At 56.5% G+C, this 23,974-nt stretch carries 18 protein-coding genes; 9 read left to right on the forward strand and 9 right to left on the reverse strand.

Going from position 1 to position 23,974, the window contains the following annotated elements; translation table 11 throughout:
• Positions 1–44 precede the first annotated feature (44 nt).
• On the reverse strand, positions 45–938 hold the full coding sequence (nadC, locus tag ACMWKK_RS03550) for a carboxylating nicotinate-nucleotide diphosphorylase (RefSeq protein WP_112781167.1): 894 nt from the start codon (positions 936–938) through the stop codon (positions 45–47).
• Positions 939–1,025: 87 nt separating this feature from the next.
• Here nadC and ampD point away from each other — a divergent pair, with 87 nt between their 5' ends.
• Together ampD and ampE are read left to right on the forward strand one after the other, a co-directional pair.
• Positions 1,026–1,577 (forward strand): 1,6-anhydro-N-acetylmuramyl-L-alanine amidase AmpD, encoded by a 552-nt coding sequence (gene ampD, locus ACMWKK_RS03555; protein WP_112781168.1) that lies wholly within the window; start codon positions 1,026–1,028, stop codon positions 1,575–1,577.
• A gap of 9 nt (positions 1,578–1,586) precedes the next feature.
• The gene (gene ampE, locus ACMWKK_RS03560; protein WP_045327741.1) at positions 1,587–2,441 is read left to right on the forward strand and encodes a beta-lactamase regulator AmpE; all 855 of its coding nucleotides are present in this window, start codon (positions 1,587–1,589) and stop codon (positions 2,439–2,441) included.
• 18 nt (positions 2,442–2,459) lie between these two features.
• Here the strand turns inward: ampE and ACMWKK_RS03565 are convergent, their stop codons facing one another.
• The 3 genes from ACMWKK_RS03565 to aroP all read right to left on the reverse strand — a co-directional run bounded on the left by ACMWKK_RS03565 (position 2,460) and on the right by aroP (position 6,353).
• Complete coding sequence (locus tag ACMWKK_RS03565; protein WP_112781169.1) at positions 2,460–3,410, reverse strand: family 43 glycosylhydrolase; 951 nt, start codon at positions 3,408–3,410, stop codon at positions 2,460–2,462.
• A gap of 10 nt (positions 3,411–3,420) precedes the next feature.
• Positions 3,421–4,818, reverse strand: coding sequence for a glycoside-pentoside-hexuronide (GPH):cation symporter (locus ACMWKK_RS03570; RefSeq protein ID WP_045327743.1), 1,398 nt, complete (start codon positions 4,816–4,818; stop codon positions 3,421–3,423).
• Positions 4,819–4,982: 164 nt separating this feature from the next.
• Positions 4,983–6,353 carry an aromatic amino acid transporter AroP gene (gene aroP / locus ACMWKK_RS03575; RefSeq protein ID WP_032644082.1) on the reverse strand — a complete coding sequence of 457 codons (1,371 nt, stop codon included), beginning with the start codon at positions 6,351–6,353 and terminating at the stop codon, positions 4,983–4,985.
• 537 nt (positions 6,354–6,890) lie between these two features.
• Between aroP and pdhR the strand changes: the two genes are divergently transcribed.
• From pdhR to lpdA, 4 genes are all read left to right on the forward strand, one after another.
• Entirely contained in the window at positions 6,891–7,655 is a 765-nt protein-coding gene (gene pdhR / locus ACMWKK_RS03580) for a pyruvate dehydrogenase complex transcriptional repressor PdhR (RefSeq protein ID WP_014882565.1), read from the forward strand.
• Positions 7,656–7,778: 123 nt separating this feature from the next.
• Complete coding sequence (aceE, locus tag ACMWKK_RS03585) at positions 7,779–10,442, forward strand: pyruvate dehydrogenase (acetyl-transferring), homodimeric type (protein WP_045327745.1); 2,664 nt, start codon at positions 7,779–7,781, stop codon at positions 10,440–10,442.
• 14 nt (positions 10,443–10,456) lie between these two features.
• On the forward strand, positions 10,457–12,358 hold the full coding sequence (aceF, locus tag ACMWKK_RS03590; RefSeq protein WP_112781170.1) for a pyruvate dehydrogenase complex dihydrolipoyllysine-residue acetyltransferase: 1,902 nt from the start codon (positions 10,457–10,459) through the stop codon (positions 12,356–12,358).
• A gap of 175 nt (positions 12,359–12,533) precedes the next feature.
• Complete coding sequence (gene lpdA, locus ACMWKK_RS03595; protein ID WP_003856313.1) at positions 12,534–13,958, forward strand: dihydrolipoyl dehydrogenase; 1,425 nt, start codon at positions 12,534–12,536, stop codon at positions 13,956–13,958.
• Positions 13,959–14,011: 53 nt separating this feature from the next.
• On the opposite strand, the gene ACMWKK_RS03600 is transcribed toward lpdA, so the two are convergent.
• Both ACMWKK_RS03600 and ACMWKK_RS03605 read right to left on the reverse strand, forming a co-directional pair.
• Positions 14,012–14,803: a DUF2950 family protein gene (locus tag ACMWKK_RS03600; RefSeq protein ID WP_112781171.1), complete on the reverse strand. Its 792-nt coding sequence runs from the start codon at positions 14,801–14,803 to the stop codon at positions 14,012–14,014.
• A gap of 10 nt (positions 14,804–14,813) precedes the next feature.
• The gene (locus ACMWKK_RS03605; RefSeq protein WP_112781172.1) at positions 14,814–16,274 is read right to left on the reverse strand and encodes a DUF3300 domain-containing protein; all 1,461 of its coding nucleotides are present in this window, start codon (positions 16,272–16,274) and stop codon (positions 14,814–14,816) included.
• A 399-nt stretch (positions 16,275–16,673) separates the two neighbouring features.
• On the opposite strand from ACMWKK_RS03605, the gene acnB reads away from it, so the two are divergent.
• Positions 16,674–19,271, forward strand: a complete 2,598-nt coding sequence (gene acnB / locus ACMWKK_RS03610; protein ID WP_112781173.1) for a bifunctional aconitate hydratase 2/2-methylisocitrate dehydratase — start codon at positions 16,674–16,676, stop codon at positions 19,269–19,271.
• A gap of 181 nt (positions 19,272–19,452) precedes the next feature.
• Positions 19,453–19,815, forward strand: a complete 363-nt coding sequence (gene yacL, locus ACMWKK_RS03615) for a protein YacL (RefSeq protein WP_045327753.1) — start codon at positions 19,453–19,455, stop codon at positions 19,813–19,815.
• Between the two features lie 31 nt (positions 19,816–19,846).
• Here the strand turns inward: yacL and speD are convergent, their stop codons facing one another.
• The 3 genes from speD to ACMWKK_RS03630 all read right to left on the reverse strand — a co-directional run bounded on the left by speD (position 19,847) and on the right by ACMWKK_RS03630 (position 21,974).
• Complete coding sequence (speD, locus tag ACMWKK_RS03620) at positions 19,847–20,641, reverse strand: adenosylmethionine decarboxylase (RefSeq protein ID WP_045327756.1); 795 nt, start codon at positions 20,639–20,641, stop codon at positions 19,847–19,849.
• On the reverse strand, positions 20,642–21,511 hold the full coding sequence (gene speE / locus ACMWKK_RS03625) for a polyamine aminopropyltransferase (protein WP_112782035.1): 870 nt from the start codon (positions 21,509–21,511) through the stop codon (positions 20,642–20,644).
• A gap of 115 nt (positions 21,512–21,626) precedes the next feature.
• Complete coding sequence (locus tag ACMWKK_RS03630; RefSeq protein WP_045327862.1) at positions 21,627–21,974, reverse strand: YacC family pilotin-like protein; 348 nt, start codon at positions 21,972–21,974, stop codon at positions 21,627–21,629.
• 145 nt (positions 21,975–22,119) lie between these two features.
• Here ACMWKK_RS03630 and cueO point away from each other — a divergent pair, with 145 nt between their 5' ends.
• Positions 22,120–23,688: a multicopper oxidase CueO gene (gene cueO / locus ACMWKK_RS03635; protein WP_112782036.1), complete on the forward strand. Its 1,569-nt coding sequence runs from the start codon at positions 22,120–22,122 to the stop codon at positions 23,686–23,688.
• The last annotated feature ends 286 nt before the right edge of the window (positions 23,689–23,974 follow it).

Genomic DNA, 23,974 nt, shown 5'->3' on the forward strand with positions numbered 1-23,974 from the left:
GCGGGGCTGAAATTCCCCTCTCCGGGTGAAGAGGGGAGAAGGTGCTATTTGAAGCGCATTGAGAGGTCGAGGGCGCGAACGTGCTTGGTCAGCGCGCCGACGGAGATGTAATCCACGCCGGTTTCGGCGAATTCACGGATCGTGTCGAACGTGACGTTCCCGGACACTTCAAGCTGGGCCCGGCCGTTTGTCAGTTTTACCGCCTCGCGCATCTGCTCGGTTTCGAAGTTATCAAGCATGATGATATCGGCCCCGGCCTTAATCGCCTGCTCCAGCTCGTCCAGGTTTTCCACTTCCACCTCAACCGGCACGTCAGGGTGCAGCCAGAAGGCCTTCTCCACCGCCTGACGCACGGAGCCCGAGGCAATAATGTGGTTCTCTTTAATCAGGAAGGCGTCGGACAGGCCCAGACGATGGTTTGCGCCGCCGCCGCAGAGCACCGCATATTTAAGCGCGGTGCGCAGGCCCGGCAGCGTTTTGCGGGTATCCAGCAGCTGGGTGCGGGTACCGGCCAGCAGGTCAGCGTAGCGACGCACTTCGCTGGCCACGCCAGAGAGCGTTTGTACAAAGTTGAGCGCGGTACGTTCGCCGGTCAGCAGGACGCGGGAGGGGCCGTCCAGCTCGAACAGCGGCTGGTTTGGCGTGACGGCATCGCCGTCCTCCACGTGCCATGTTACCTGCACATCATCGCCCGCCAGCTGCGTGAACACCTCTTCAACCCAGCGCTTGCCGCAAAAAACGCCCTCTTCGCGGGTGATAATGACCGCGTGCGAGCGCGTCTCTTTCGGCAATAATTGTGCGGTAATATCATTGTCGGCATTGACGTCACCGCCCAGATCTTCTTTCAGGGCATGGGCAACGCTTGCCGGAATATCCATATTAATACGTTCCAGAAGCGCTTCACGTCGGTGGTCGGGGTTGTAGCGGCGAGGCGGCATGATAAAACTCCAAATTGGTAACGAATCATAATATTGAAACATGCTACTCTGAACCGAGTAACAGCACCATACATAAGGAGTTCCAGCATGTTGTTAGAAAACGGATGGCTGGTGGACGCGCGGCATGTGCCTTCGCCGCACCACGATTGCCGCCCGGAGGATGAAAAGCCCACACTGCTGGTGGTGCATAATATTAGTCTCCCGCCGGGAGAGTTTGGCGGCCCGTGGATCGATGCGTTATTCACGGGAACGATAGATCCCGATGCCCATCCTTTCTTTGCTGAGATTGCCCATCTGCGCGTGTCGGCTCACTGTCTGATTCGTCGTGATGGTGAAGTGGTTCAGTATGTTCCCTTTGATAAACGCGCCTGGCATGCCGGGGTGTCGATGTATCACGGGCGCGAACGGTGCAACGATTTTTCTATTGGGATCGAGCTGGAAGGCACGGATACCACGCCCTACACCGATGCGCAGTATCAGCAGTTAGCGGCCGTGACCCGCACGCTTATCCGACGCTACCCGGCCATCGCCGACAATATTACGGGACACAGTGATATTGCCCCGACGAGAAAAACCGATCCCGGCCCGGCCTTTGACTGGCCCCGGTTTCGCGCCATGCTCACCGCGTCGTCAGAATAAGGAGATACCATGACGTTGTTTACCATGCTGCTGGTTATCATCGCCGAACGCCTGTTCAAGCTCGGCGAGCACTGGCATCTGGATCACCGGCTGGAAGTGTTATTCCGCCGGATTAAGCACTTTTCAATGCTGCGTACGCTGCTGATGATGGCAGGGGTGATGGTCATTACCTTCCTGCTGCTGCGCTCGCTGTACGGACTCTTTTTCAACGTGCCGCTGCTGGTGGTGTGGATCCTGCTTGGCGTGCTGTGCATTGGTGCGGGCAAGGTGCGTTTGCACTATCACGCCTACCTGAAAGCCGCCTCCCGTGACGATGCCCACGCGCGCGGCGCCATGGCGAGCGAGCTGACGATGATCCACGGCGTGCCGCCGGACTGCGACGAGCGCGAGTTCCTGCGCGAGCTGCAAAATGCGCTGCTGTGGATTAACTTCCGTTACTACCTCGCGCCGCTGTTCTGGTTCGTGGTGGGCGGCCCGTGGGGACCGGTTTTGCTGATGGGGTATGCGTTCCTGCGCGCCTGGCAGACCTGGCTTGCCCGCTATCTGACGCCGCATGAGCGTTTGCTCTCCGGCATCGATGCCATCCTGCACGTGCTCGACTGGCTCCCGGTGCGTCTGGTGGGCGTGGTGTACGCGCTCATTGGGCACGGTGAAAAAGCGCTTCCCGCATGGTTCGCTTCGCTCGGCGATCGCCATACGTCGCAGTACCAGGTACTCACGCGCCTGGCGCAGTTCTCGCTGGCGCGCGAGCCGCACACCGATAAGATTGAAACGCCAAAAGCGGCGGTTTCAATGGCAAAGAAAACCTCGTTTGTGGTGGTGGTTGTTGTGGCGCTGCTGACCATTTACGGCACGCTGGTGTAGGCCAGCGCGCCGTAAAGATTAAAGCGAATCCGCAGGCGGGATGCCAAAATCAGGCATCCCGTTTTCGTCCCAGCGGACCCGTTTCAGGCGGGTATGACGGTTCGGATCGTACAGCGGATCGCCCTCAATTTCGGTGTAGTTCCGGGCGTGATACACCAGCACATCCTCCCCTTCCGGCGTCTGCGTAAAGCTGTTGTGCCCTGGGCCGAACTGGCGGTTCTCATAGCTGGTAGCGAACACTGCACGCGGAGATTTGTGCCAGTTTGCTGGGTTTTGCGGATCGGCAGTCAGGTCTATCCACAGCAGCCCCATGCAGTAGTTCTCATCGGTGGCGCTCGCTGAATAGCTGATAAACAGCCTGTCACCGTGAAACAGCACCGCCGGGCCTTCGTTGACCCAAAACCCGCGACACTCCCAGTCATACTCCGGCCTGCTGAGCATCACCGGCTCGCCTTTTAGCGTCCACGGGTTCGCCATTTCGCACAGATAAAGGTTGGAGTTCCCGGTGATATTCGGTGCCTTTTGCGCCCACAGATACCAGCGTTTCCCCTGATGCACAAAGGTGGTGGCGTCCAGGGCGAAGGTATCAAAAGGCGTTTTGATCTGCCCTTTTTCCACCCACGTGCCGGTGAGCGGATCGCTTTCGGCACATTCAATGGCAAACATGCGGTGCTGGAACATCCCGAGCGCGTCGAGCGCCTGGGTGTGCGTCGCGGCAAAATAGATGTACCACTTCCCGTCGATGTGGTGCAGTTCAGGGGCCCAGATAAGCTGGCTCATTGGGCCGGCGTCCGGTTTTCGCCAGACCACCACCTCTTCGGCATGACGTAAGCCCTCCAGCGAGTCAGCACGACGGATAGCCAGCCTGTCATACTCCGGCACGGAGGCGATAAAATAGTACTGCCCCTCATGGCGTAAAATGTACGGGTCGGCGCGTTGTTCTATAAACGGGTTTGGCCACTGATGCATTTGGCTCTCCTTATTTTGTCTCTGCGGCTTTGAGTTCCTGATAAGCGTTCAGCTCGCGGTAGTTGGCGCGGCGTTTTTCCAGATCGGACTGGATCATCTTCATGGTTTCGCGGTCCACCTTCAGCAAACGCACCACGCCAGCGGTAACTAAGTATCCAACGCCGGGAATGACGGTGAAGAGCAGCACGATCCCGTTAATGGCCTCCGCGCTTTGCGCTTTTGCGCCCGCGTCGTAGCCGTACCAGGAGAGCAGGAAGCCGACCATCGCCCCGGCAATCGCCAGCCCCAGCTTGAGGAAGAAGATGTTGCCGGAGAAGCTGATCCCGGTGATGCGTTTCCCGGTTTTCCACTCACCGTAGTCGTCCACGTCGGCCATCAGCGACCAGTGCAGCGGAGACGGGATCTGGTGCAGGATGTTCAGCAGGACGTAGAGCACCACGATGGTGACGGTGGCTTTCGGGTCAAAGAAATAGAAGGCGGTTGAGAAAATCGCCAGCACGATATTGGTCCAGAAGAAGACCTTCAGCTTACACCAGCGGTCGGTCAGCACCTTTGCCAGCACGCTGCCAAACATCATGCCGATGACCCCCAGGCTGATAAACAGGGTGGCGAAGTGGGTGCTCTGGCCCATTACCCAGGTGACGTAATACATGGTGGCCGCCATGCGGATAAAGCCCGGACAGACGTTGCACAGGGTCAGCAGCAGAATGCGCACCCACTGATCGTTTTTCCACACGTCTTTCAGATCGTTTTTCAGCTCGTCGTGGGTCTGCACCGCCGGGCGCACGCGCTCGCGCACGGTGGCGAAGCAGAACAGGAACATACAGGTCCCAATCAGCGCCAGTACGGTCATCGCCATCTGGTAGCCTCGGGCTTTGTTCTCCCCGCCAAACCAGTCCGCCATCGGCAGCAGCGTTAATGAGAGCAGCAGCGTGGCGATGCCGACCAGCACGAAGCGATACGACTGGCAGGCGACGCGCTCTTTCGGGTCGTTGGTGATCACCCCGCCCAGCGAGCAGTAGGGAATGTTGATGGCGGTGTAGGTTAAAGAGAGCAGGAAATAGGTGACAAACGCATAGATAACTTTGCTGTTGTAGCTCCACTCCGGCGTGGTAAACATCAGGATGCTGAACAGCGCGTAGGGGAAGGCGATCCACAGCAGCCATGGACGAAATCGGCCATATTTGCTGCGGGTGCGGTCGGCAATCGCGCCCATGATCGGGTCCGTTACGGCATCAATCACGCGCACGGAGAGCAGCAGTACGCCGACCAGCGCAGGGGCCAGGCCAAAAATATCCGTATAAAAATAGTTAACAAACAGCATGATGGCGCCAAAGATGATGTTGCAACCTGCATCGCCCATCCCATAGCCGATCTTTTCTTTTACTGACAGTTTAGCGTTATCCATAGCCTGCTCTCCGGGTTTCGGTATGGAGAGAATTATTTGCTGGCAAAGGGATATATGCGTTGCAGTATCGGGGCGGTGATATGGATAAAAACGCTGTAGGAATGAAAGTGTGAGGGAGGTAACAACGCGCGGCACCCGCGAAAGCAGGCGCCGCGCAGAGAGGCTTAGTGGGCCTTCATGGCCTTACGGCTTTTTTGACTGAAGAGATAGCCCACGCCCAGGATCGCAATCCAGACCGGGATCAGGTAGACGGAAATCGCCATACCCGGCGTGATCAGCATGATCACCAGCACCGCCGCCATGAACAGCAGGCAGATCCAGTTGCCCAGCGGATAGAGCAGGGCAGGGAAGCGCGTGGTGACGCCCTGCTGCTGTTTCGCGCGGCGGAACTTGATGTGTGCCAGGCTGATCATCGCCCAGTTGATGACCAGGGCAGAGACCACCAGCGCCATCAGCAGGCCAAACGCCGACTCGGGAGCCATGTAGTTAATCAGCACGCAAAGGGCAGTCACGACCGCCGAAACGAGAATAGTGTTGACCGGCACGCCGCGCTTATCGACGTTGAGCAGCGCTTTTGGCGCGTTGCCCTGCTGGGCCAGGCCGAACAGCATGCGGCTGTTGCAGTATACGCAGCTGTTATAAACCGAAAGCGCCGCGGTCAGCACCACGATGTTCAGGGCGTTTGCCACAAAAGTGTCGCCCAGCTCGTGGAAGATCAGCACAAACGGGCTGGTGTCGGCGGTGACGCGCGTCCACGGCAGCAGGGAGAGCAGCACGGCCAGCGAGCCCACATAGAAGATCAGGATGCGGTAGATAACCTGGTTCGTGGCCTTTGGAATGCTCTGCTCCGGGTTGTCGGCTTCTGCGGCGGTGATACCCACCAGCTCCAGACCGCCGAAGGAGAACATGATAATGGCCATCATCATCACCAGGCCGGTCATGCCGTGAGGCAGGAAGCCGCCCTGTTCCCAGAGGTTGCGCACGGTGGCCTGCGGGCCGCCGTTGCCGCTGAACAGCAGCCAGCCGCCGAAGATAATCATCGCCACCACGGCAATCACCTTGATGATGGCAAACCAGAACTCCATCTCGCCGAACACTTTTACGTTGGTCAGGTTAATGGCGTTGATAATCACGAAGAAAGCCGCAGCAGAAGCCCAGGTAGGTATCTCGGGATACCAGAACTGAATGTATTTTCCGACGGCGGTCAGTTCGGCCATGGCAACCAGAACGTACAGCACCCAGTAGTTCCAGCCCGAGGCGAAGCCGGCAAAGCTGCCCCAGTACTTATAGGCAAAGTGGCTGAAAGAGCCTGCGACCGGCTCTTCAACGACCATCTCACCCAGCTGACGCATGATCAGAAAAGCAATGAAACCGGCAATCGCGTAACCCAAAATAATCCCCGGACCGGCAGACTGGATAACGGATGCGCTGCCCAGAAACAGGCCGGTACCAATCGCACCGCCCAGTGCGATGAGCTGAATATGGCGGTTTTTAAGCCCGCGCTTTAGCTGATCGCCGTGCTGTTGAGCTTCCATTTGAAACCTCGTGTGTGGTTGTTATGTTCACGCTGTGCGTGTGTAATTATGAAAATCCATATTCTGTATTTATTTCTTTACGGTTAACGAGACCGAAAAAAGCGGAGATGACTTCCGTAAGCGCCAGAATAGTGGTAAGCGCCTGCGAATGCACCTGCTTTATGAAGGGATGATGACGACTTGAATAAAAAGAAAGCATTTGTAAATCGGCCCGCTTATTCTTCCTAACCCAACCTATAGAATAGAAATGCGCTGTAAGCGGGCGAATTTTCAGTATTTGCCCTGTTGAATCGCTTCAGATTGCAAAAACCCTCGTTTCATTATGGTTAAAACTCCCTCTTTGTGAGTAATCAACTCATTTGTGCAAAGTTACATTTCTGAAACGTTATTTCTGTAAGGTTGTTAAAATGTGCAGGGTTTACTGATTTCAATCAAAACCAATATGGACAGAAGGTGAATACTTTGTTACTTTAGCGATACGAAATAGAAATTGGTAAGACCAATTGACTCCGGGCAAAAAGGCGTAAGACAGGGAATATGGCCTACAGCAAAATTCGCCAACCAAAACTATCTGATGTGATTGAGCAGCAGCTGGAGTTTTTAATCCTCGAAGGGACTCTGCGCCCGGGTGAGAAACTTCCGCCAGAACGCGAGCTGGCAAAACAGTTCGACGTTTCACGTCCCTCTCTGCGTGAGGCGATTCAACGTCTCGAAGCAAAGGGCTTGCTGCTTCGTCGCCAGGGGGGCGGAACCTTTGTGCAAAACAGCCTGTGGCAGAGCTTCAGCGATCCGCTGGTAGAACTTCTCTCTGACCACCCAGAATCCCAGTTTGACCTGCTTGAGACCCGTCACGCGCTTGAAGGTATTGCGGCCTATTACGCCGCCCTTCGCAGCACTGATGAAGATCGCGTGCGCATACGCGAACTGCATCAGGCCATTGAACGGGCACAGCAGTCCGGCGATTTAGACGCCGAGTCCAGCGCCGTCGTCCAGTATCAAATCGCCGTCACCGAAGCGGCCCACAACGTGGTGCTCCTCCATCTGCTACGCTGCATGGAGCCGATGCTGGCCCAGAACGTTCGTCAGAATTTTGAATTGTTGTATGCCCGTCGGGAGATGCTCCCACTGGTAAGCAACCATCGCACCCGAATATTCGAGGCGATAATGGCCGGGGAACCGGAGCAGGCGCGCGAAGCGTCGCACCGCCATCTGGCTTTCATTGAGGAAATCTTGCTGGACCGCAGCCGTGAACAATCGCGTCGCGAACGTTCATTACGCCGCATACAGCAACGAAAGGATTAAGCGCCAGGTACTTTTAGAGCGCGGCAACTAAACGCAGAACCTGTCTTATTGTGTTTTCTGACGAAAATACAATGGGACAGGTTCCAGACAAATCAACGTATTAGATAGATAAGGAATACCCCCATGTCAGAACGTCTCCAAAATGACGTGGATCCGATCGAAACTCGCGACTGGCTACAGGCGATCGAATCGGTCATCCGTGAAGAAGGTGTTGAGCGCGCTCAGTATCTGATTGATCAGCTGCTTTCTGAAGCCCGCAAAGGCGGCGTGAAGGTTGCTTCAGGTGCAGGGGCTAGCAACTACGTAAACACGATTGCCGTCGAAGACGAACCGGAATACCCGGGCAATCTGGATCTGGAACGTCGTATCCGTTCTGCAATCCGCTGGAACGCCATCATGACCGTTCTGCGCGCGTCCAAGAAAGACCTGGAACTGGGTGGCCACATGGCGTCCTTCCAGTCTTCTGCGACCGTTTACGAAGTGTGCTTCAACCACTTCTTCCGTGCAGCGAACGAGAAAGACGGCGGCGATCTGGTGTACTTCCAGGGCCACATCTCTCCGGGCATCTATGCACGTGCATTCCTGGAAGGTCGTCTGACTGAAGAGCAGATGAACAATTTCCGTCAGGAAGTTCACGGTAAAGGTCTGTCTTCTTACCCGCACCCTAAACTGATGCCTGAATTCTGGCAGTTCCCGACCGTATCTATGGGTCTGGGTCCAATCGGTGCGATCTACCAGGCTAAATTCCTGAAATACCTGGAACACCGTGGTCTGAAAGACACCTCCGAGCAGACCGTTTACGCCTTCCTGGGCGACGGCGAAATGGATGAGCCAGAATCTAAAGGTGCGATCACCATCGCGACCCGTGAGAAGCTGGACAACCTGTGCTTCATCATCAACTGTAACCTGCAGCGTCTGGATGGTCCGGTAACCGGTAACGGCAAGATCATCAACGAACTGGAAGGCATCTTCGCCGGTGCTGGCTGGAACGTGATCAAAGTCATGTGGGGCGGTCGTTGGGATGAGCTGCTGCGTAAAGACACCAGCGGTAAGCTGATCCAGCTGATGAACGAAACCGTTGACGGCGACTACCAGACCTTCAAATCCAAAGACGGTGCCTACGTGCGTGAGCACTTCTTCGGCAAATATCCTGAAACCGCAGCACTGGTTGCAGACTGGACTGATGAGCAGATCTGGGCGCTGAACCGCGGTGGTCACGATCCGAAGAAAGTCTACGCTGCACTGAAAAAAGCGCGTGAAACCAAAGGTAAAGCGACTGTAATCCTGGCCCATACCATCAAAGGTTACGGCATGGGTGATACCGCAGAAGGTAAAAACATCGCTCACCAGGTTAAGAAAATGAACATGGACGGCGTGCGTTATATCCGCGACCGTTTCAACGTTCCAGTCACCGATGAGCAGGTAGAAAACCTGTCTTACATCACCTTCCCGGAAGGTTCTGAAGAGCACAAGTACCTGCACGAACGTCGTCAGGCGCTGAAAGGTTACCTGCCAGCTCGTCAGCCTAACTTCACCGAGAAGCTGGAACTGCCAGCGCTGGAAGACTTCTCTCAGCTGCTGGAAGAGCAGAACAAAGAGATCTCCACCACTATCGCTTTCGTGCGTGCCCTGAACGTGATGCTGAAGAACAAGTCGATCAAAGATCGCCTGGTGCCTATCATCGCCGACGAAGCGCGTACTTTCGGTATGGAAGGTCTGTTCCGTCAGATCGGTATCTACAGCCCGAACGGCCAGCAGTACACCCCGCAGGACCGTGAGCAGGTTGCCTACTACAAAGAAGACGAGAAAGGTCAGATCCTGCAGGAAGGTATCAACGAGCTGGGCGCAGGCGCATCCTGGCTGGCTGCTGCGACCTCTTACAGCACCAACAACCTGCCGATGATCCCGTTCTACATCTACTACTCCATGTTCGGGTTCCAGCGTATCGGTGACCTGTGCTGGCAGGCAGGCGACCAGCAGGCTCGCGGCTTCCTGATCGGTGGTACTTCAGGTCGTACGACCCTGAACGGTGAAGGTCTGCAGCACGAAGATGGTCACAGCCACATTCAGTCTCTGACTATCCCTAACTGTATCTCTTACGACCCGTCTTACGCGTACGAAGTGGCAGTCATCATGCATGACGGTCTGCAGCGCATGTACGGTGAAGCGCAAGAGAACATTTACTACTACATCACCACCCTGAACGAAAACTACCACATGCCGGCCATGCCAGCAGGTGCCGAGGAAGGTATCCGTAAAGGTATCTATAAACTCGAAACCCTCGAAGGTAGCAAAGGTAAAGTTCAGCTGCTGGGCTCCGGCTCTATCCTGCGTCACGTTCGTGAAGCAGCGCAGATCCTGGCGAAAGACTACGGCGTGGGTTCCGACGTGTACTCTGTGACTTCCTTCACCGAGCTGGCGCGTGACGGTCAGGATTGTGAGCGCTGGAACATGCTGCACCCGCTGGAAACTCCACGCGTTCCGTACATCGCTCAGGTGATGAACGACGCGCCAGCGGTGGCGTCTACTGACTATATGAAACTGTTCGCAGAGCAGGTTCGTACTTACGTTCCAGCTGATGATTATCGCGTACTGGGTACTGACGGCTTCGGTCGTTCTGACAGCCGCGAAAACCTGCGTCACCACTTCGAAGTTGATGCTTCTTACGTGGTTGTAGCAGCACTGGGCGAACTGGCTAAACGTGGCGAAATCGATAAGAAAGTGGTTGCGGACGCAATCACCAAATTCAACATCGATGCAGAAAAAGTTAACCCGCGTCTGGCGTAAGAGGTAAAAGAATAATGGCTATCGAAATCAATGTACCGGACATCGGGGCTGATGAAGTTGAAATCACCGAGATCCTGGTCAAAGTAGGCGACAAAGTTGAAGCTGAACAGTCGCTGATCACCGTAGAGGGCGATAAAGCCTCTATGGAAGTTCCGTCTCCTCAGGCTGGCATCGTTAAAGAGATCAAAGTCTCCGTTGGCGATAAAACCGAGACCGGCAAACTGATCATGATTTTCGATTCCGCCGACGGTGCAGCAGCTGCTGCACCTGCGCAGGAAGAGAAGAAAGAAGCCGCTCCGGCCGCCGCTGCTCCAGCAGCTGCCGCAGCAGCAAAAGAAGTGAACGTGCCTGACATCGGCGGTGACGAAGTTGAAGTCACTGAAATCCTGGTGAAAGTGGGCGACACCGTTGCGGCCGAGCAGTCACTGATCACCGTAGAAGGCGACAAAGCGTCTATGGAAGTGCCGGCTCCGTTCGCGGGTACCGTTAAAGAGATCAAGATCAACACCGGCGACAAAGTGTCTACCGGCTCCCCGATCATGGTCTTCGAAGTGGCGGGTGCTGCACCTGCTGCTGCCCCGGCTCAGGCGGCTGCTCCGGCACCTGCCGCTGCTCCAGCTGCGGCTGGCGGTGCGAAGGACGTTAACGTACCGGACATCGGCGGTGACGAAGTTGAAGTGACCGAAGTGATGGTGAAAGTGGGCGACAAAGTTGCCGCTGAGCAGTCACTGATCACCGTTGAAGGCGACAAGGCTTCTATGGAAGTCCCTGCGCCGTTCGCGGGTACCGTTAAAGAGATCAAAATCAGCACCGGCGACAAAGTGTCTACCGGCTCTCTGATCATGGTCTTCGAAGTGGAAGGCGCTGCGCCTGCCGCGGCTCCAGCTGCCGCGGCTGCTCCGGCACCGGCTGCTGCACCGGCTCAGGCTGCTAAACCTGCTGCTGCCCCTGCTGCGAAAGCGGAAGGCAAATCTGAGTTCGCTGAAAACGACGCTTACGTTCATGCGACCCCACTGATTCGCCGCCTGGCGCGCGAGTTCGGTGTGAACCTGGCGAAAGTGAAAGGAACCGGCCGTAAGGGTCGTATCCTGCGCGAAGACGTTCAGACCTACGTGAAAGACGCGGTGAAACGCGCCGAAGCTGCACCAGCTGCAGCCGCCGGTGGCGGTATCCCGGGCATGCTGCCATGGCCGAAAGTGGACTTCAGCAAGTTCGGCGAAATCGAAGAAGTGGAGCTGGGCCGTATCCAGAAAATTTCTGGTGCTAACCTGAGCCGTAACTGGGTGATGATCCCGCACGTTACGCACTTCGACAAAACCGATATCACCGATCTGGAAGCGTTCCGTAAGCAGCAGAACGCCGAAGCCGAGAAGCGTAAGCTGGACGTGAAATTCACCCCAGTGGTCTTCATCATGAAAGCCGTTGCCGCTGCGCTTGAGCAGATGCCTCGCTTCAACAGCTCCCTGTCCGAAGACGGCCAGAAGCTGACGCTGAAGAAGTACATCAACATCGGTGTTGCGGTTGATACGCCAAATGGTCTGGTTGTTCCGGTCTTTAAAGACGTGAACAAGAAGAGCATCACCGAGCTGTCCCGCGAACTGACCGTGATCTCCAAGAAAGCGCGTGATGGTAAGCTGACTGCCGGCGAAATGCAGGGCGGCTGCTTCACGATCTCCAGCATCGGCGGCCTGGGTACGACCCACTTCGCGCCGATTGTTAACGCGCCGGAAGTGGCGATCCTTGGCGTGTCCAAGTCTGCAATGGAGCCGGTGTGGAATGGCAAAGAGTTCGTGCCGCGTCTGATGATGCCAATCTCTCTGTCCTTCGACCACCGCGTGATCGACGGTGCTGATGGTGCGCGCTTCATCACCATCATCAACAACATGCTGAGCGACATTCGCCGCCTGGTGATGTAATCGAAAAGCCGGCCAGTCGGCCGGCTTTTTTCTGGTAACCTCATGGTGTTATTGACGTTACTGGCGTAAGCAAAAATTCATGAGCCGTTTGTTGTTTCAAAATTGTTAACAATTTTGTAAAATGCGGGCGGATAGAACGACCCGGTGGACGACGGGTACAAATTAAGAGGTCATGATGAGCACAGAAATCAAAACTCAGGTCGTAGTACTTGGGGCAGGCCCGGCAGGTTATTCCGCAGCATTCCGCGCCGCGGATTTAGGTCTGGAAACCGTCATCGTAGAACGTTACAGCACCCTCGGCGGTGTTTGTCTGAACGTCGGCTGTATCCCTTCTAAAGCGCTGCTGCACGTCGCGAAAGTGATCGAAGAAGCCAAAGCGCTGGCAGAACACGGTATTGTCTTCGGCGAGCCGAAAACCGATATCGACAAAATTCGTACCTGGAAAGAGAAAGTTATCACTCAGCTGACCGGCGGTCTGGCGGGTATGGCCAAAGGCCGTAAGGTGAAAGTGGTAAACGGTCTGGGTAAATTCACCGGTGCGAACACCCTGGAAGTGGAAGGCGAAAACGGCAAAACCGTGATCAACTTCGACAACGCGATCATCGCGGCAGGCTCTCGCCCAATCGAACTGCCGTTCATTCCACATGAAGATCCGCGCGTGTGGGATTCCACCGATGCGCTGGAGCTGAAAACCGTTCCTAAGCGCCTGCTGGTCATGGGCGGCGGGATCATCGGTCTGGAAATGGGTACCGTATACCATGCGCTGGGTTCAGAGATCGACGTGGTTGAAATGTTCGACCAGGTTATCCCGGCTGCCGACAAAGACATCGTTAAGGTCTTCACCAAGCGCATCAGCAAGAAGTTCAACCTGATGCTGGAAACCAAAGTGACTGCCGTTGAAGCGAAAGAAGACGGTATTTACGTTTCCATGGAAGGCAAAAAAGCCCCATCCGAACCACAGCGTTACGACGCCGTGCTGGTGGCTATCGGCCGCGTGCCGAACGGTAAGAACCTCGACGCGGGCAAAGCCGGCGTGGAAGTGGATGACCGTGGCTTCATCCGCGTTGACAAACAGCTGCGCACCAACGTGCCGCACATCTTTGCTATCGGCGATATCGTCGGTCAGCCAATGCTGGCGCACAAAGGCGTTCATGAAGGTCACGTTGCCGCTGAAGTTATCGCCGGCATGAAGCACTACTTCGACCCGAAAGTGATCCCATCTATCGCGTACACCGAGCCAGAAGTGGCATGGGTGGGTCTGACCGAGAAAGAAGCGAAAGAGAAAGGCATCAGCTACGAAACCGCCACCTTCCCGTGGGCTGCTTCTGGCCGTGCTATCGCTTCCGACTGCGCAGACGGTATGACCAAACTGATCTTCGACAAAGAAACTCACCGCGTAATCGGTGGTGCGATTGTCGGTACCAACGGCGGCGAGCTGCTGGGTGAAATCGGTCTGGCGATCGAAATGGGCTGTGACGCTGAAGACATCGCGCTGACCATCCACGCTCACCCGACTCTGCACGAGTCCGTGGGCCTGGCGGCAGAAGTGTTTGAAGGCAGCATCACCGACCTGCCAAACGCGAAAGCGAAGAAGAAGTAAGTTTCTTCAGATTGAAAAAAGCGGCCTGAGGCCGCTTTTTTTATGCGCTGCGTTTAGGGGACCACAGGCTGCCAGTTTTTATCAGGGTGATATGTGGCCATCGCCCGGGCTTTCTGCTCAGAGTCGCTGCCGAGATCGGACTGGTAAACCTTGTCGTCCTGGTTTATCACAAAGCTCATGACGCCCGTCTGGCCGTAGCTAACCGGCCAGGCCACCATCGCGAAGCCGTTATTATCCGGCAGGATCCGAAAGCGATAGCCGTGATAGCCGGTACCCGGCACGTTCGGGCTAAATGCCGGTCCGAGCGGACTGGGCGCTTCGCCGGGTGAGGCGGGCCAGTACAAACCGTCCTTTTTCCCCTGTGCGCTGACAATCTTCTGCGCGTATTTCTGGTTCATCGCAAAGTAGCTTTGCTGTGCATCAACATACGCATGCAAGGCTTCAATGGCGGCGAGCTCGTTACGCCCGATTTCGCGGGTCAGGATCTCTTCAGCCCCTTCTTTAATATCAAACGCCCAGCCGGCAGCGGTTTTGACCACCGGAATAGGAAGCTGCCAGCCGCTGTCTCCGACCACAAGATGCGCCGTATCCCCTTCGATCACCGTGTGGTGACGCACTTTCCAGTCGCGCAGGAAGCGATCGACGGCATCCGGATCAACGCCTTCAGGAGGCAGAAAATCGCGCCAGTTCTCGCCAAGCAGGTTGCTCATCGCGCTCTCATTTTGCTCACCCATGGCCTTAGCCAGCGCATCGGTGGCCCGATCGGGCGTGCTGAAGGACTGCTGCGCCATCACCGAGGCCGAAAGCATGATTAACACCATTCCACTGAGTAGTTTACTTTTCATGTCGGTTCCCTTAGCGATGTCGAATTTCACGGTGCTCAGCCCGCATCGGACGTAGCTGCTGCTGGCGAGCGGCGAACTGTCTGCTTTGCGCACCGCGCTGCTGCTGCGCCTGCCAGCTCGCAGAGCGGCTGTCGTTGCCGCTCAGCGCATTGGCCCGGGGCTGTGCGTTTCGCTGCTGAAGAGGGCGTGGCTGCATGGTGTTACGCTTTACCGTCTGCGGTTTTGTGTCGTAGCCCCGGTAGTTATTGCGCTGCGAAATCTGCCTCAGCTGTTCACTTGAGGCCTGTTGCTGCACATCTTTCGCGGCGGGACGCGCCGCTTGAGGGAAGGTTTTGCCCGTGGATTTCTCCATCTGGCTCAGCGCGGCCTGACGCTGGCTGTCGCGGTTAACCGGCTTTTGCTGCGTCGAGCTGAGGCCGGTCGCCGTGTTCGTGGAGTGGAAGCGCGTGTTGAGCTGGTTAGTGGGGTACGGCACGCCTTCCCGATAGGCCGGGTTATGTTGCCAGCTGCGGTTGGCGTCCGTCAGGCGCTGTCCGCTGATTTTATTGAAGTTCTGAACGTTGATATTGATATTGTTATCACCGTTGCGGTTATAGTCGCCGTGGTGATGATCCCAGTCATCGTCATCATGCCAGTCGATGTTGCTGAAGATGGCATAGGTGGTGGCGACGCCCAGGCTAAAGCCTAAACCGTTGACAAAGCTGTTGCTAAACTGCTCTCCGGGCGTCGGCGGGAGATAGGTAGGTGGATAGGCGGTGTTTGGCCATGCCCCGTAAACCGTATTGGGATTGTAGGTGGGGACGTAAATAACCTGCGGATCGGCAGATTCAATTTTGATCACCGTTGGGGCGGGCGCGGATGTCGTCGTTGCCTCGCTGGGGCTGGTTTTTGCCGGTGCAGGTTTAGTCACGGTAGTGACCTTCTGCTGAGGCGTGGATTGCAGCGCGCCGGTCTTCTGTGCCAGCGCGCGCAGGCGTTGCACGGAATCCATCACGTCTTTCGGCTGCGCGAGAAACGCATCACCCAGGTTTTGTACCCACGGCGGGTTTTCCCCCATCAGCGACATCAGCTGAGGAAAGGCGACCAGCGATTTTACGCTCGGATCCCACGGCTGGCTGGCAACGGCCTGGATCGCGGCGTCCCCTTCCATTTTAGGGTTGTCTTTGGACCACTGCGCCGCCTGGATCACATTGGCCGGGTAAGTCGAGGCCATCAGAATTTGTGACAGCAGGGCGTCAGGGTAGAGCGCAATGGGAGCAACCCACTGATCGATTTGCGCTGCCGTGTACGTTGGCGCAGCGACCGGGGCGGGCTGGGCTGCGGCAGGTGCCGGTGCAGCGGGCTGTTGGGCGACGGGGGCTGGTGCCGCTGGCTCCGTCGCACGGCTTTTGACAAACATGACGCCCGAGGCGGCAAACAGCCCGGCACTGCAAAGAAGGACGAGCAGATGTGGCTTAAAGGGCAACTTCATAAGATGACTCCAACGAGACAAGCGCTGTGCCGTGAGGCGTTACGGTTGGCGTGAGTATTATTCACCCGTCTTCGGCTGTTTTGACTTTTATTGGGAAGCGTTCGGGACGTCCGGATAAAGAGTGTGAGTATTTATTACGCAATTATATCTGATGAAGAAAAAACTGAAGCGTCACGGTAAAGAAGATATCGCAAAATGATGCCCAAAATCCCCGCTACACCATGCTTAACGATTCAGCAAATTTTTTAATGTTGCTTTTTTGTAAACGGATTAACACTGTGCAGAAATCCTGCTATGCTGCCCGACGCGGTATCGGGCATTTACCCTACAAACTGCTGTCTCACAGGAGCGTGAAGAGAACGCCCGCCGCATATGACAATGAGAGCGAGGAGAACCGTCGTGCTAGAAGAATACCGTAAGCACGTAGCAGAACGTGCCGCCGAGGGAATTGTACCCAAACCTTTAGATGCAACCCAAATGGCCGCGCTCGTCGAGCTGCTGAAGAACCCGCCTAAGGGCGAAGAAGAATTCCTGTTAGATCTGTTGATCAACCGCGTACCGCCTGGCGTAGATGAAGCTGCCTACGTAAAAGCCGGATTCCTTGCCGCTATCGCCAAAGGCGAAGCCACCTCCCCACTGGTTACTCCTGAAAAAGCCATTGAACTGCTCGGCACCATGCAGGGTGGTTATAACATTCATCCGCTGATTGACGCGCTGGATAACGACAAGCTGGCACCGATTGCCGCTAAAGCGCTCTCGTCTACGCTGCTGATGTTCGATAACTTCTACGATGTGGAAGAAAAAGCCAAAGCAGGCAACGTCTATGCGAAACAGGTGATGCAGTCCTGGGCCGATGCCGAATGGTTCCTGAACCGTCCTGAGCTCGCTGAGAAAATCACCGTTACCGTCTTTAAAGTCACCGGCGAAACCAACACCGATGACCTCTCTCCGGCGCCGGACGCGTGGTCTCGCCCGGATATTCCTCTGCACGCCCTGGCGATGCTGAAAAACGCCCGCGAAGGCATTGAGCCGGATCAGCCTGGCAGCGTTGGCCCGATCAAACAGATCGAAGCCCTGCAGAAAAAAGGGTTCCCGCTGGCCTACGTGGGTGACGTTGTGGGTACCGGTTCTTCCCGTAAGTCCGCGACCAACTCCGTGCTGTGGTTCATGGGTGACGACATCCCTCATGTGCCGAACAAGCGCGGCGGCGGCCTGTGCCTCGGCGGTAAAATTGCGCCAATCTTCTTCAACACCATGGAAGATGCGGGCGCGCTGCCCATCGAAGTGGATGTGTCAAACCTGAACATGGGCGACGTGATTGACGTATATCCTTTCAAAGGTGAAGTACGTAACCACGACACCAACGAGCTGCTGGCAAGCTTTGAGCTGAAAACCGACGTGCTGGTCGACGAAGTGCGCGCCGGTGGCCGTATTCCGCTGATCATCGGTCGTGGCCTGACCACCAAGGCGCGTGAAGCGCTGGGTCTGCCGCACAGTGACGTATTCCGTCAGGCGAAAGACGTCGCGGAAAGCAGCCGCGGCTACTCTCTGGCGCAGAAAATGGTCGGTCGCGCCTGCGGCGTCGCCGGCGTGCGTCCTGGCGCATACTGCGAGCCGAAGATGACCTCCGTCGGCTCTCAGGACACCACGGGCCCAATGACCCGTGACGAACTGAAAGACCTGGCGTGCCTGGGCTTCTCTTCCGACCTGGTAATGCAATCCTTCTGCCACACTGCGGCGTATCCGAAGCCGGTTGACGTGACCACGCACCACACGCTGCCAGACTTCATCATGAACCGCGGCGGCGTTTCCCTGCGTCCGGGCGACGGCGTCATCCACTCGTGGCTGAACCGTATGCTGCTGCCGGATACCGTAGGTACCGGCGGTGACTCCCATACCCGTTTCCCAATCGGGATCTCCTTCCCGGCGGGCTCCGGTCTGGTGGCGTTTGCTGCGGCGACCGGCGTGATGCCGCTGGATATGCCGGAATCGGTGCTGGTGCGCTTCAAAGGTAAAATGCAGCCGGGTATCACCCTGCGCGACCTGGTTCACGCTATCCCGCTGTATGCGATTAAACAGGGCCTGCTGACCGTTGAGAAGAAAGGGAAGAAAAATATCTTCTCTGGCCGCATTCTGGAAATTGAAGGGCTGCCGGATCTGAAAGTGGAGCAGGCGTTCGAGCTGACAGATGCTTCCGCCGAGCGTTCCGCCGCGGGCTGCACCATCAAGCTGAACAAAGAGCCGATTATTGAGTATCTGAACTCTAACATCGTGCTGCTGAAGTGGATGATTGCAGAAGGCTACGGCGACCGTCGTACGCTGGAGCGCCGTATCCAGGGGATGGAAAAATGGCTGGCCGATCCGCAGCTGCTGGAAGCCGACGCTGACGCAGAGTACGCGGCGGTGATCGACATCGATCTGGCGGATATTAAAGAGCCAATTCTGTGTGCGCCGAACGATCCGGACGACGCGCGTCCGCTGTCCGAGGTTCAGGGCGAGAAGATCGACGAAGTGTTCATCGGATCGTGCATGACCAACATCGGCCACTTCCGCGCGGCCGGCAAGCTGCTGGATACCCACAAAGGCCAGCTGCCAACCCGCCTGTGGGTGGCGCCGCCAACCCGTATGGACGCGGCGCAGCTGACCGAAGAGGGCTACTACAGCGTGTTTGGCAAGAGCGGTGCGCGTATCGAAATCCCTGGCTGCTCCCTGTGCATGGGTAACCAGGCACGCGTGGCCGACGGCGCGACGGTGGTCTCCACCTCGACCCGTAACTTCCCGAACCGTTTAGGTACCGGTGCGAACGTCTTCCTGGCTTCTGCGGAGCTGGCGGCGGTTGCCGCGCTGATTGGCAAACTGCCAACGCCGGAAGAGTATCAGACCTTTGTGGCTCAGGTAGATAAGACGGCGGTGGATACCTATCGCTATCTGAACTTCGACCAGCTTTCTCAGTACACCGAGAAGGCCGACGGGGTGATTTTCCAGACGGCAGTATAAAAACAACCCCTCACCCCCGGCCCCTCTCCCCAAAGGGGCGAGGGGAGTCAAGTTCCCTCTCCCCTTTGGGGAGAGGGTTAGGGTGAGGGGCAGTTTTTAATGCATTCCTCCCACCCCACACGCTTTTTTTCTTCCTCTCTGCTGCGATAATTACCCTAATGGCTTTGCAGAGGAAAACACTATGGATTACGAATTTCTGCGCGACATCACCGGAGTGGTGAAAGTGCGTATGTCGATGGGCCACGAAGCCGTTGGACACTGGTTTAACGAAGAGGTGAAAGAAAATCTCGCCCTTCTTGATGAGGTTGAACAGGCGGCAAAAACGGTGAAAGGCAGTGAGCGATCCTGGCAGCGCGCCGGGCACGAATACACGCTGTGGCTGGACGGTGAAGAGGTGATGGTGCGTGCCAACCAGCTCGAGTTTTCAGGCGACGAGATGGAAGAGGGGATGAGCTACTATGACGAAGAGAGCCTGTCGATGTGCGGCGTAGAAGACTTCCTTCAGGTGGTGAACGCATACCGCGACTTTATGAAACAGAAATAACAGGCCGGAGCATCCCTGCTCCGGTTTACTTTTACACGGCCGGAATATTACGGCCGTAGTAGATCTCGCGCATCTCTTTCCAGAGCAGGTCAGTAATCGCCTTACGCTCTTCTTCGCTTAAATCTTCCGGCTTCGTGTGGAACATATAGTGCTTAAGGTCGAATTCCTTAAGTAACATCTTGGTATGGAAGATGTTTTCCTGGTACACGTTAACGTCCATCATGTCATACAGCGATTTCATGTCCTCGGACATAAAGTTCTGGATGGAGTTGATCTCGTGGTCGATGAAGTGCTTCATGCCGTTGACATCACGGGTAAAGCCGCGCACGCGATAATCAATGGTGACGATGTCCGATTCCAGCTGGTGGATGAGATAGTTCAGCGCGTTCAGTGGGGAAATCACGCCGCAGGTCGACACTTCAATGTCCGCGCGGAAGGTACACAGCCCGCCTTCCGGGTGGCTCTCCGGGTAGGTATGGACGCAGATATGGCTTTTATCGAGGTGGGCAACCACCACTTCCGGCAGCGGGCCCGGATGTTCCGTTTTGTCGATAAGCTGCGGGTCGACCGGCTCTTCGCTGACCAGTATGGTCACGCTCGCGCCCTGGGGTTCATAATCCTGTCGGGCGATATTCAGGATGTTGGCGCCGATAATGGAACAGGTTTCTGACAGGATCTCGGTCAGACGGTTGGCGTTGTAGAGTTCGTCGATATAGGCGATGTAGCCATCGCGCTCTTCCGCTGTTTTGGCATAGCAGATATCGTAAATACAAAAACTCAGGCTTTTGGTCAGGTTGTTAAAGCCATGCAGTTTAAGCTTTTTCAATTAGCTCACCCCCTTAGTGGATAATGCGTCTTGCAGGTACTGCGGCAGCGCAAACGCTGCGGTATGAATGGCCGGATTGTAGTAGCGGCACGTGAGCCCAGCATGATGGAAGCGGGCCTGAATAATTTCGGTGGAGAGATGGCGTAATACGTCGTTATCCGTCGCCCAGGCAAAGGTCATGATCCCGCCGTAGTACGTTGGAATAGCGGCCTGGTAGAAGCTGACGTCATCAAAATAGGTGCTGAGCTTGCGGTGGCTATCCAGCGCCTCATCCTGCTGCAGGAAGCAGACGCCGTTTTGTGCGACGAAAATCCCGCCCGGGTTCAGGCAGCGCTTGCAGCCTTCGTAGAAGGAAGAGGTAAACAGCGACGCGCCGGGACCGATAGGGTCGGTGCAGTCGGAGATGATCACGTCAAAGGTCTGGGAAGTCTGGTTAACGAAGTTAACGCCGTCGTCAATCACCAGGCTAAAGCGCGGATCGTCATAGCTGCCGGCATTGTGGTTGGGCAGGTACTGGCGGCAGAAAGAGACCACGCCCGCATCGATCTCCACCATGGTGATGGTTTCAATGGCACGATGGCGGGACACCTCACGCAGCATAGCGCCGTCGCCACCGCCGATAATCAGAACATGCTTCGCGTGGCCGTGCGCCAGCAGCGGAACGTGGGTCATCATCTCATGATAGATAAACTCATCCCGCTCGGTGGTTTGCACCACGCCGTCCAGCGCCATGACGCGGCCAAAGGCGGCATTCTCGAAGATGATCAGATCCTGGTGATCGGTTTTCTCATGATAGAGCACGTTATCAACGGCAAAGTACTGCCCAAACTGGTCATGCAGCGTTTCATGCCACAACGTGTTGTCGGCCATACGCGGACTCCTCCTTTGTTAACATCCGTAACACTCATTAAAAATGAGCGAAACATGATAGCTAACTCTAACCGTGGTTGCACGGTCAGAGGTTCAACAGGAGGCGTCGGGAAGGTTATTTGACGTAGGCGAGCAGGCTGAGTGAATCGCGAGCCAGCGCTTTGCATTTTTTGGAGGTGGGAATACCAATGCCGCTCAAGTCACGGTAGCTGTCTTCGCCGAGCGCCTTCATGTCGAAGCTGTCGTAGTTGCTGAGATCCCACTGGTTCTGCTGGGCAAAAAAGACCAGCGCGCGGCGAATTTGCCCGTTGGGTAAATTCTGGTAGCCGCAATCATTTTTCAGGAATACAAAAACCGCCGTTAAGTCGGCCATATCTTCCGCTTCATTTTCACTCAGCGCATAGCTGTTCGCACACATTGCCATCAGGCTACCGAACAAAATTGTCCTGAAAAACGTCTTCATTGCTTCTACCACTTCTTCACGGAAAATTAACGTTAGCATACTTGATGCCAGTGCGACGATCTTTATTATTGCCGCTTAGCTTGACCTTCCGGTAAGGGGAGGGTTTATGCTCAAAAGATCGCCTGCTGGAAATAAGGAAATGAACATGCAACGTCGTGATTTTTTAAAATATTCCGCTGCGCTGGGTGCGGCCAGCGCATTACCTCTCTGGAGCCGCGCGGTTTTCGCCGCTGACAGGCCTGCCTTACCCATTCCTGACTTACTCACCGCAGACGCCCAAAGCCGAATTCAGCTTGTGGTTCAGGCCGGTAAAACGACGTTTGGCGCGCACAACGCCACGACGTGGGGCTATAACGGCAACCTGCTCGGCCCGGCGCTACAGCTGCACAAGGGGAAGGCGGTGACGGTGGATATCCACAACACGCTCGCCGAAGAGACGACGGTGCACTGGCACGGGCTGGAAGTGCCGGGCGAGGTGGACGGCGGGCCGCAGGGCATTATAAAAGCGGGCGGCTCGCGCAGCGTCACCTTTACGCCAGACCAGCGCGCCGCGACCTGCTGGTTCCATCCGCATCAGCATGGCAAAACGGGCCATCAGGTGGCGATGGGGCTGGCGGGACTGGTGCTGATTGAAGACGACGAAAGCCGCCTGCTGCGCCTGCCGAAACAGTGGGGCATCGACGACGTGCCGGTGATTGTGCAGGACAAGAAATTTACCGCTGACGGGCAAATTGACTACCAGCTGGACGTCATGAGCGCGGCGGTAGGCTGGTTTGGCGACACGCTGCTGACCAACGGCGCCATCTATCCTCAGCACGCCGCGCCGAAAGGCTGGCTGCGCCTGCGCCTGCTCAACGGCTGTAACGCGCGCTCGCTCAACTTCGCCACCAGCGATAAGCGCCCGCTGTACGTGGTCGCCAGCGACGGCGGGCTGCTGCCGGAGCCGGTAAAAGTGAGCGAGCTGCCGATGCTGATGGGCGAACGCTTTGAGGTGCTGGTGGACATCAGCGACGGCAAGCCGTTTGACCTCGTGACCCTGCCGGTGAGCCAGATGGGGATGGCGGTTGCGCCCTTCGACAAGCCGCATCCGGTGCTGCGTATTCAGCCGCTGCTGGTGGCTGCTTCCGGTTCGCTGCCTGATACGCTGACGACGCTGCCAGCCCTCCCGTCGCTTGATGGGCTTACGCAGCGCAAGCTGCAGCTCTCCATGAACCCGATGCTCGACATGATGGGGATGCAGGCGCTGATGGCGAAATATGGCGATAAGGCGATGGCGGGGATGCACCACGGGCAGATGATGGGCCACATGAATATGGACCACGGCAGCATGGGCGGCATGGGGAACATGCATCACGGCGACCATGGCTTTGATTTTCACAACGCCAATATGATCAACGGCAAAGCCTTTGACATGGACACGCCGATGTTTGCTGCGACAAAGGGCCAGTTTGAGCGCTGGGTGATTTCAGGCGAAGGGGACATGATGCTGCACCCGTTCCATATCCACGGCACCCAGTTCCGCATTCTTTCTGAGAACGGCAAAGCGCCCGAGGCGCATCGCGCGGGCTGGAAGGATACGGTGAGAGTGGAGGGCGGCGTCAGCGAGGTGCTGGTGAAGTTCGACCACGAGGCGCCGAAAGAATTTGCCTATATGGCGCACTGCCACCTGCTGGAGCATGAGGATACGGGGATGATGCTGGGGTTCACTGTTTAAAACAGTGCGGCCTGATGCCCTCACCCTGGCCCTCTCCCACGGGGCTGAGGGATCCCCACAAAATAATGCCAGCACAGTCGGCCCCCTCTCCATTGAGGGAGAGGGTTGGGGTGAGGGGGGGAACATACGGCTGTAGTGGTCATTCCGTTCACTTCATGTTCGTTGCTACTTTGTGACAAAATGACCGGTGAACGTGCCAGGGTGGCTCAATCGCCACCACCCTGGCGACCCGGGCTCCCGGCGGTAAATCGCCGCTTCGCGGTGCCCTCAGCTTATTCCTTCCGGC

Origin of the sequence: Enterobacter sp. 01-M-03-SI-ECC (assembly GCF_047530215.1) — a bacterium.
Classification (GTDB): domain Bacteria; phylum Pseudomonadota; class Gammaproteobacteria; order Enterobacterales; family Enterobacteriaceae; genus Enterobacter; species Enterobacter chengduensis.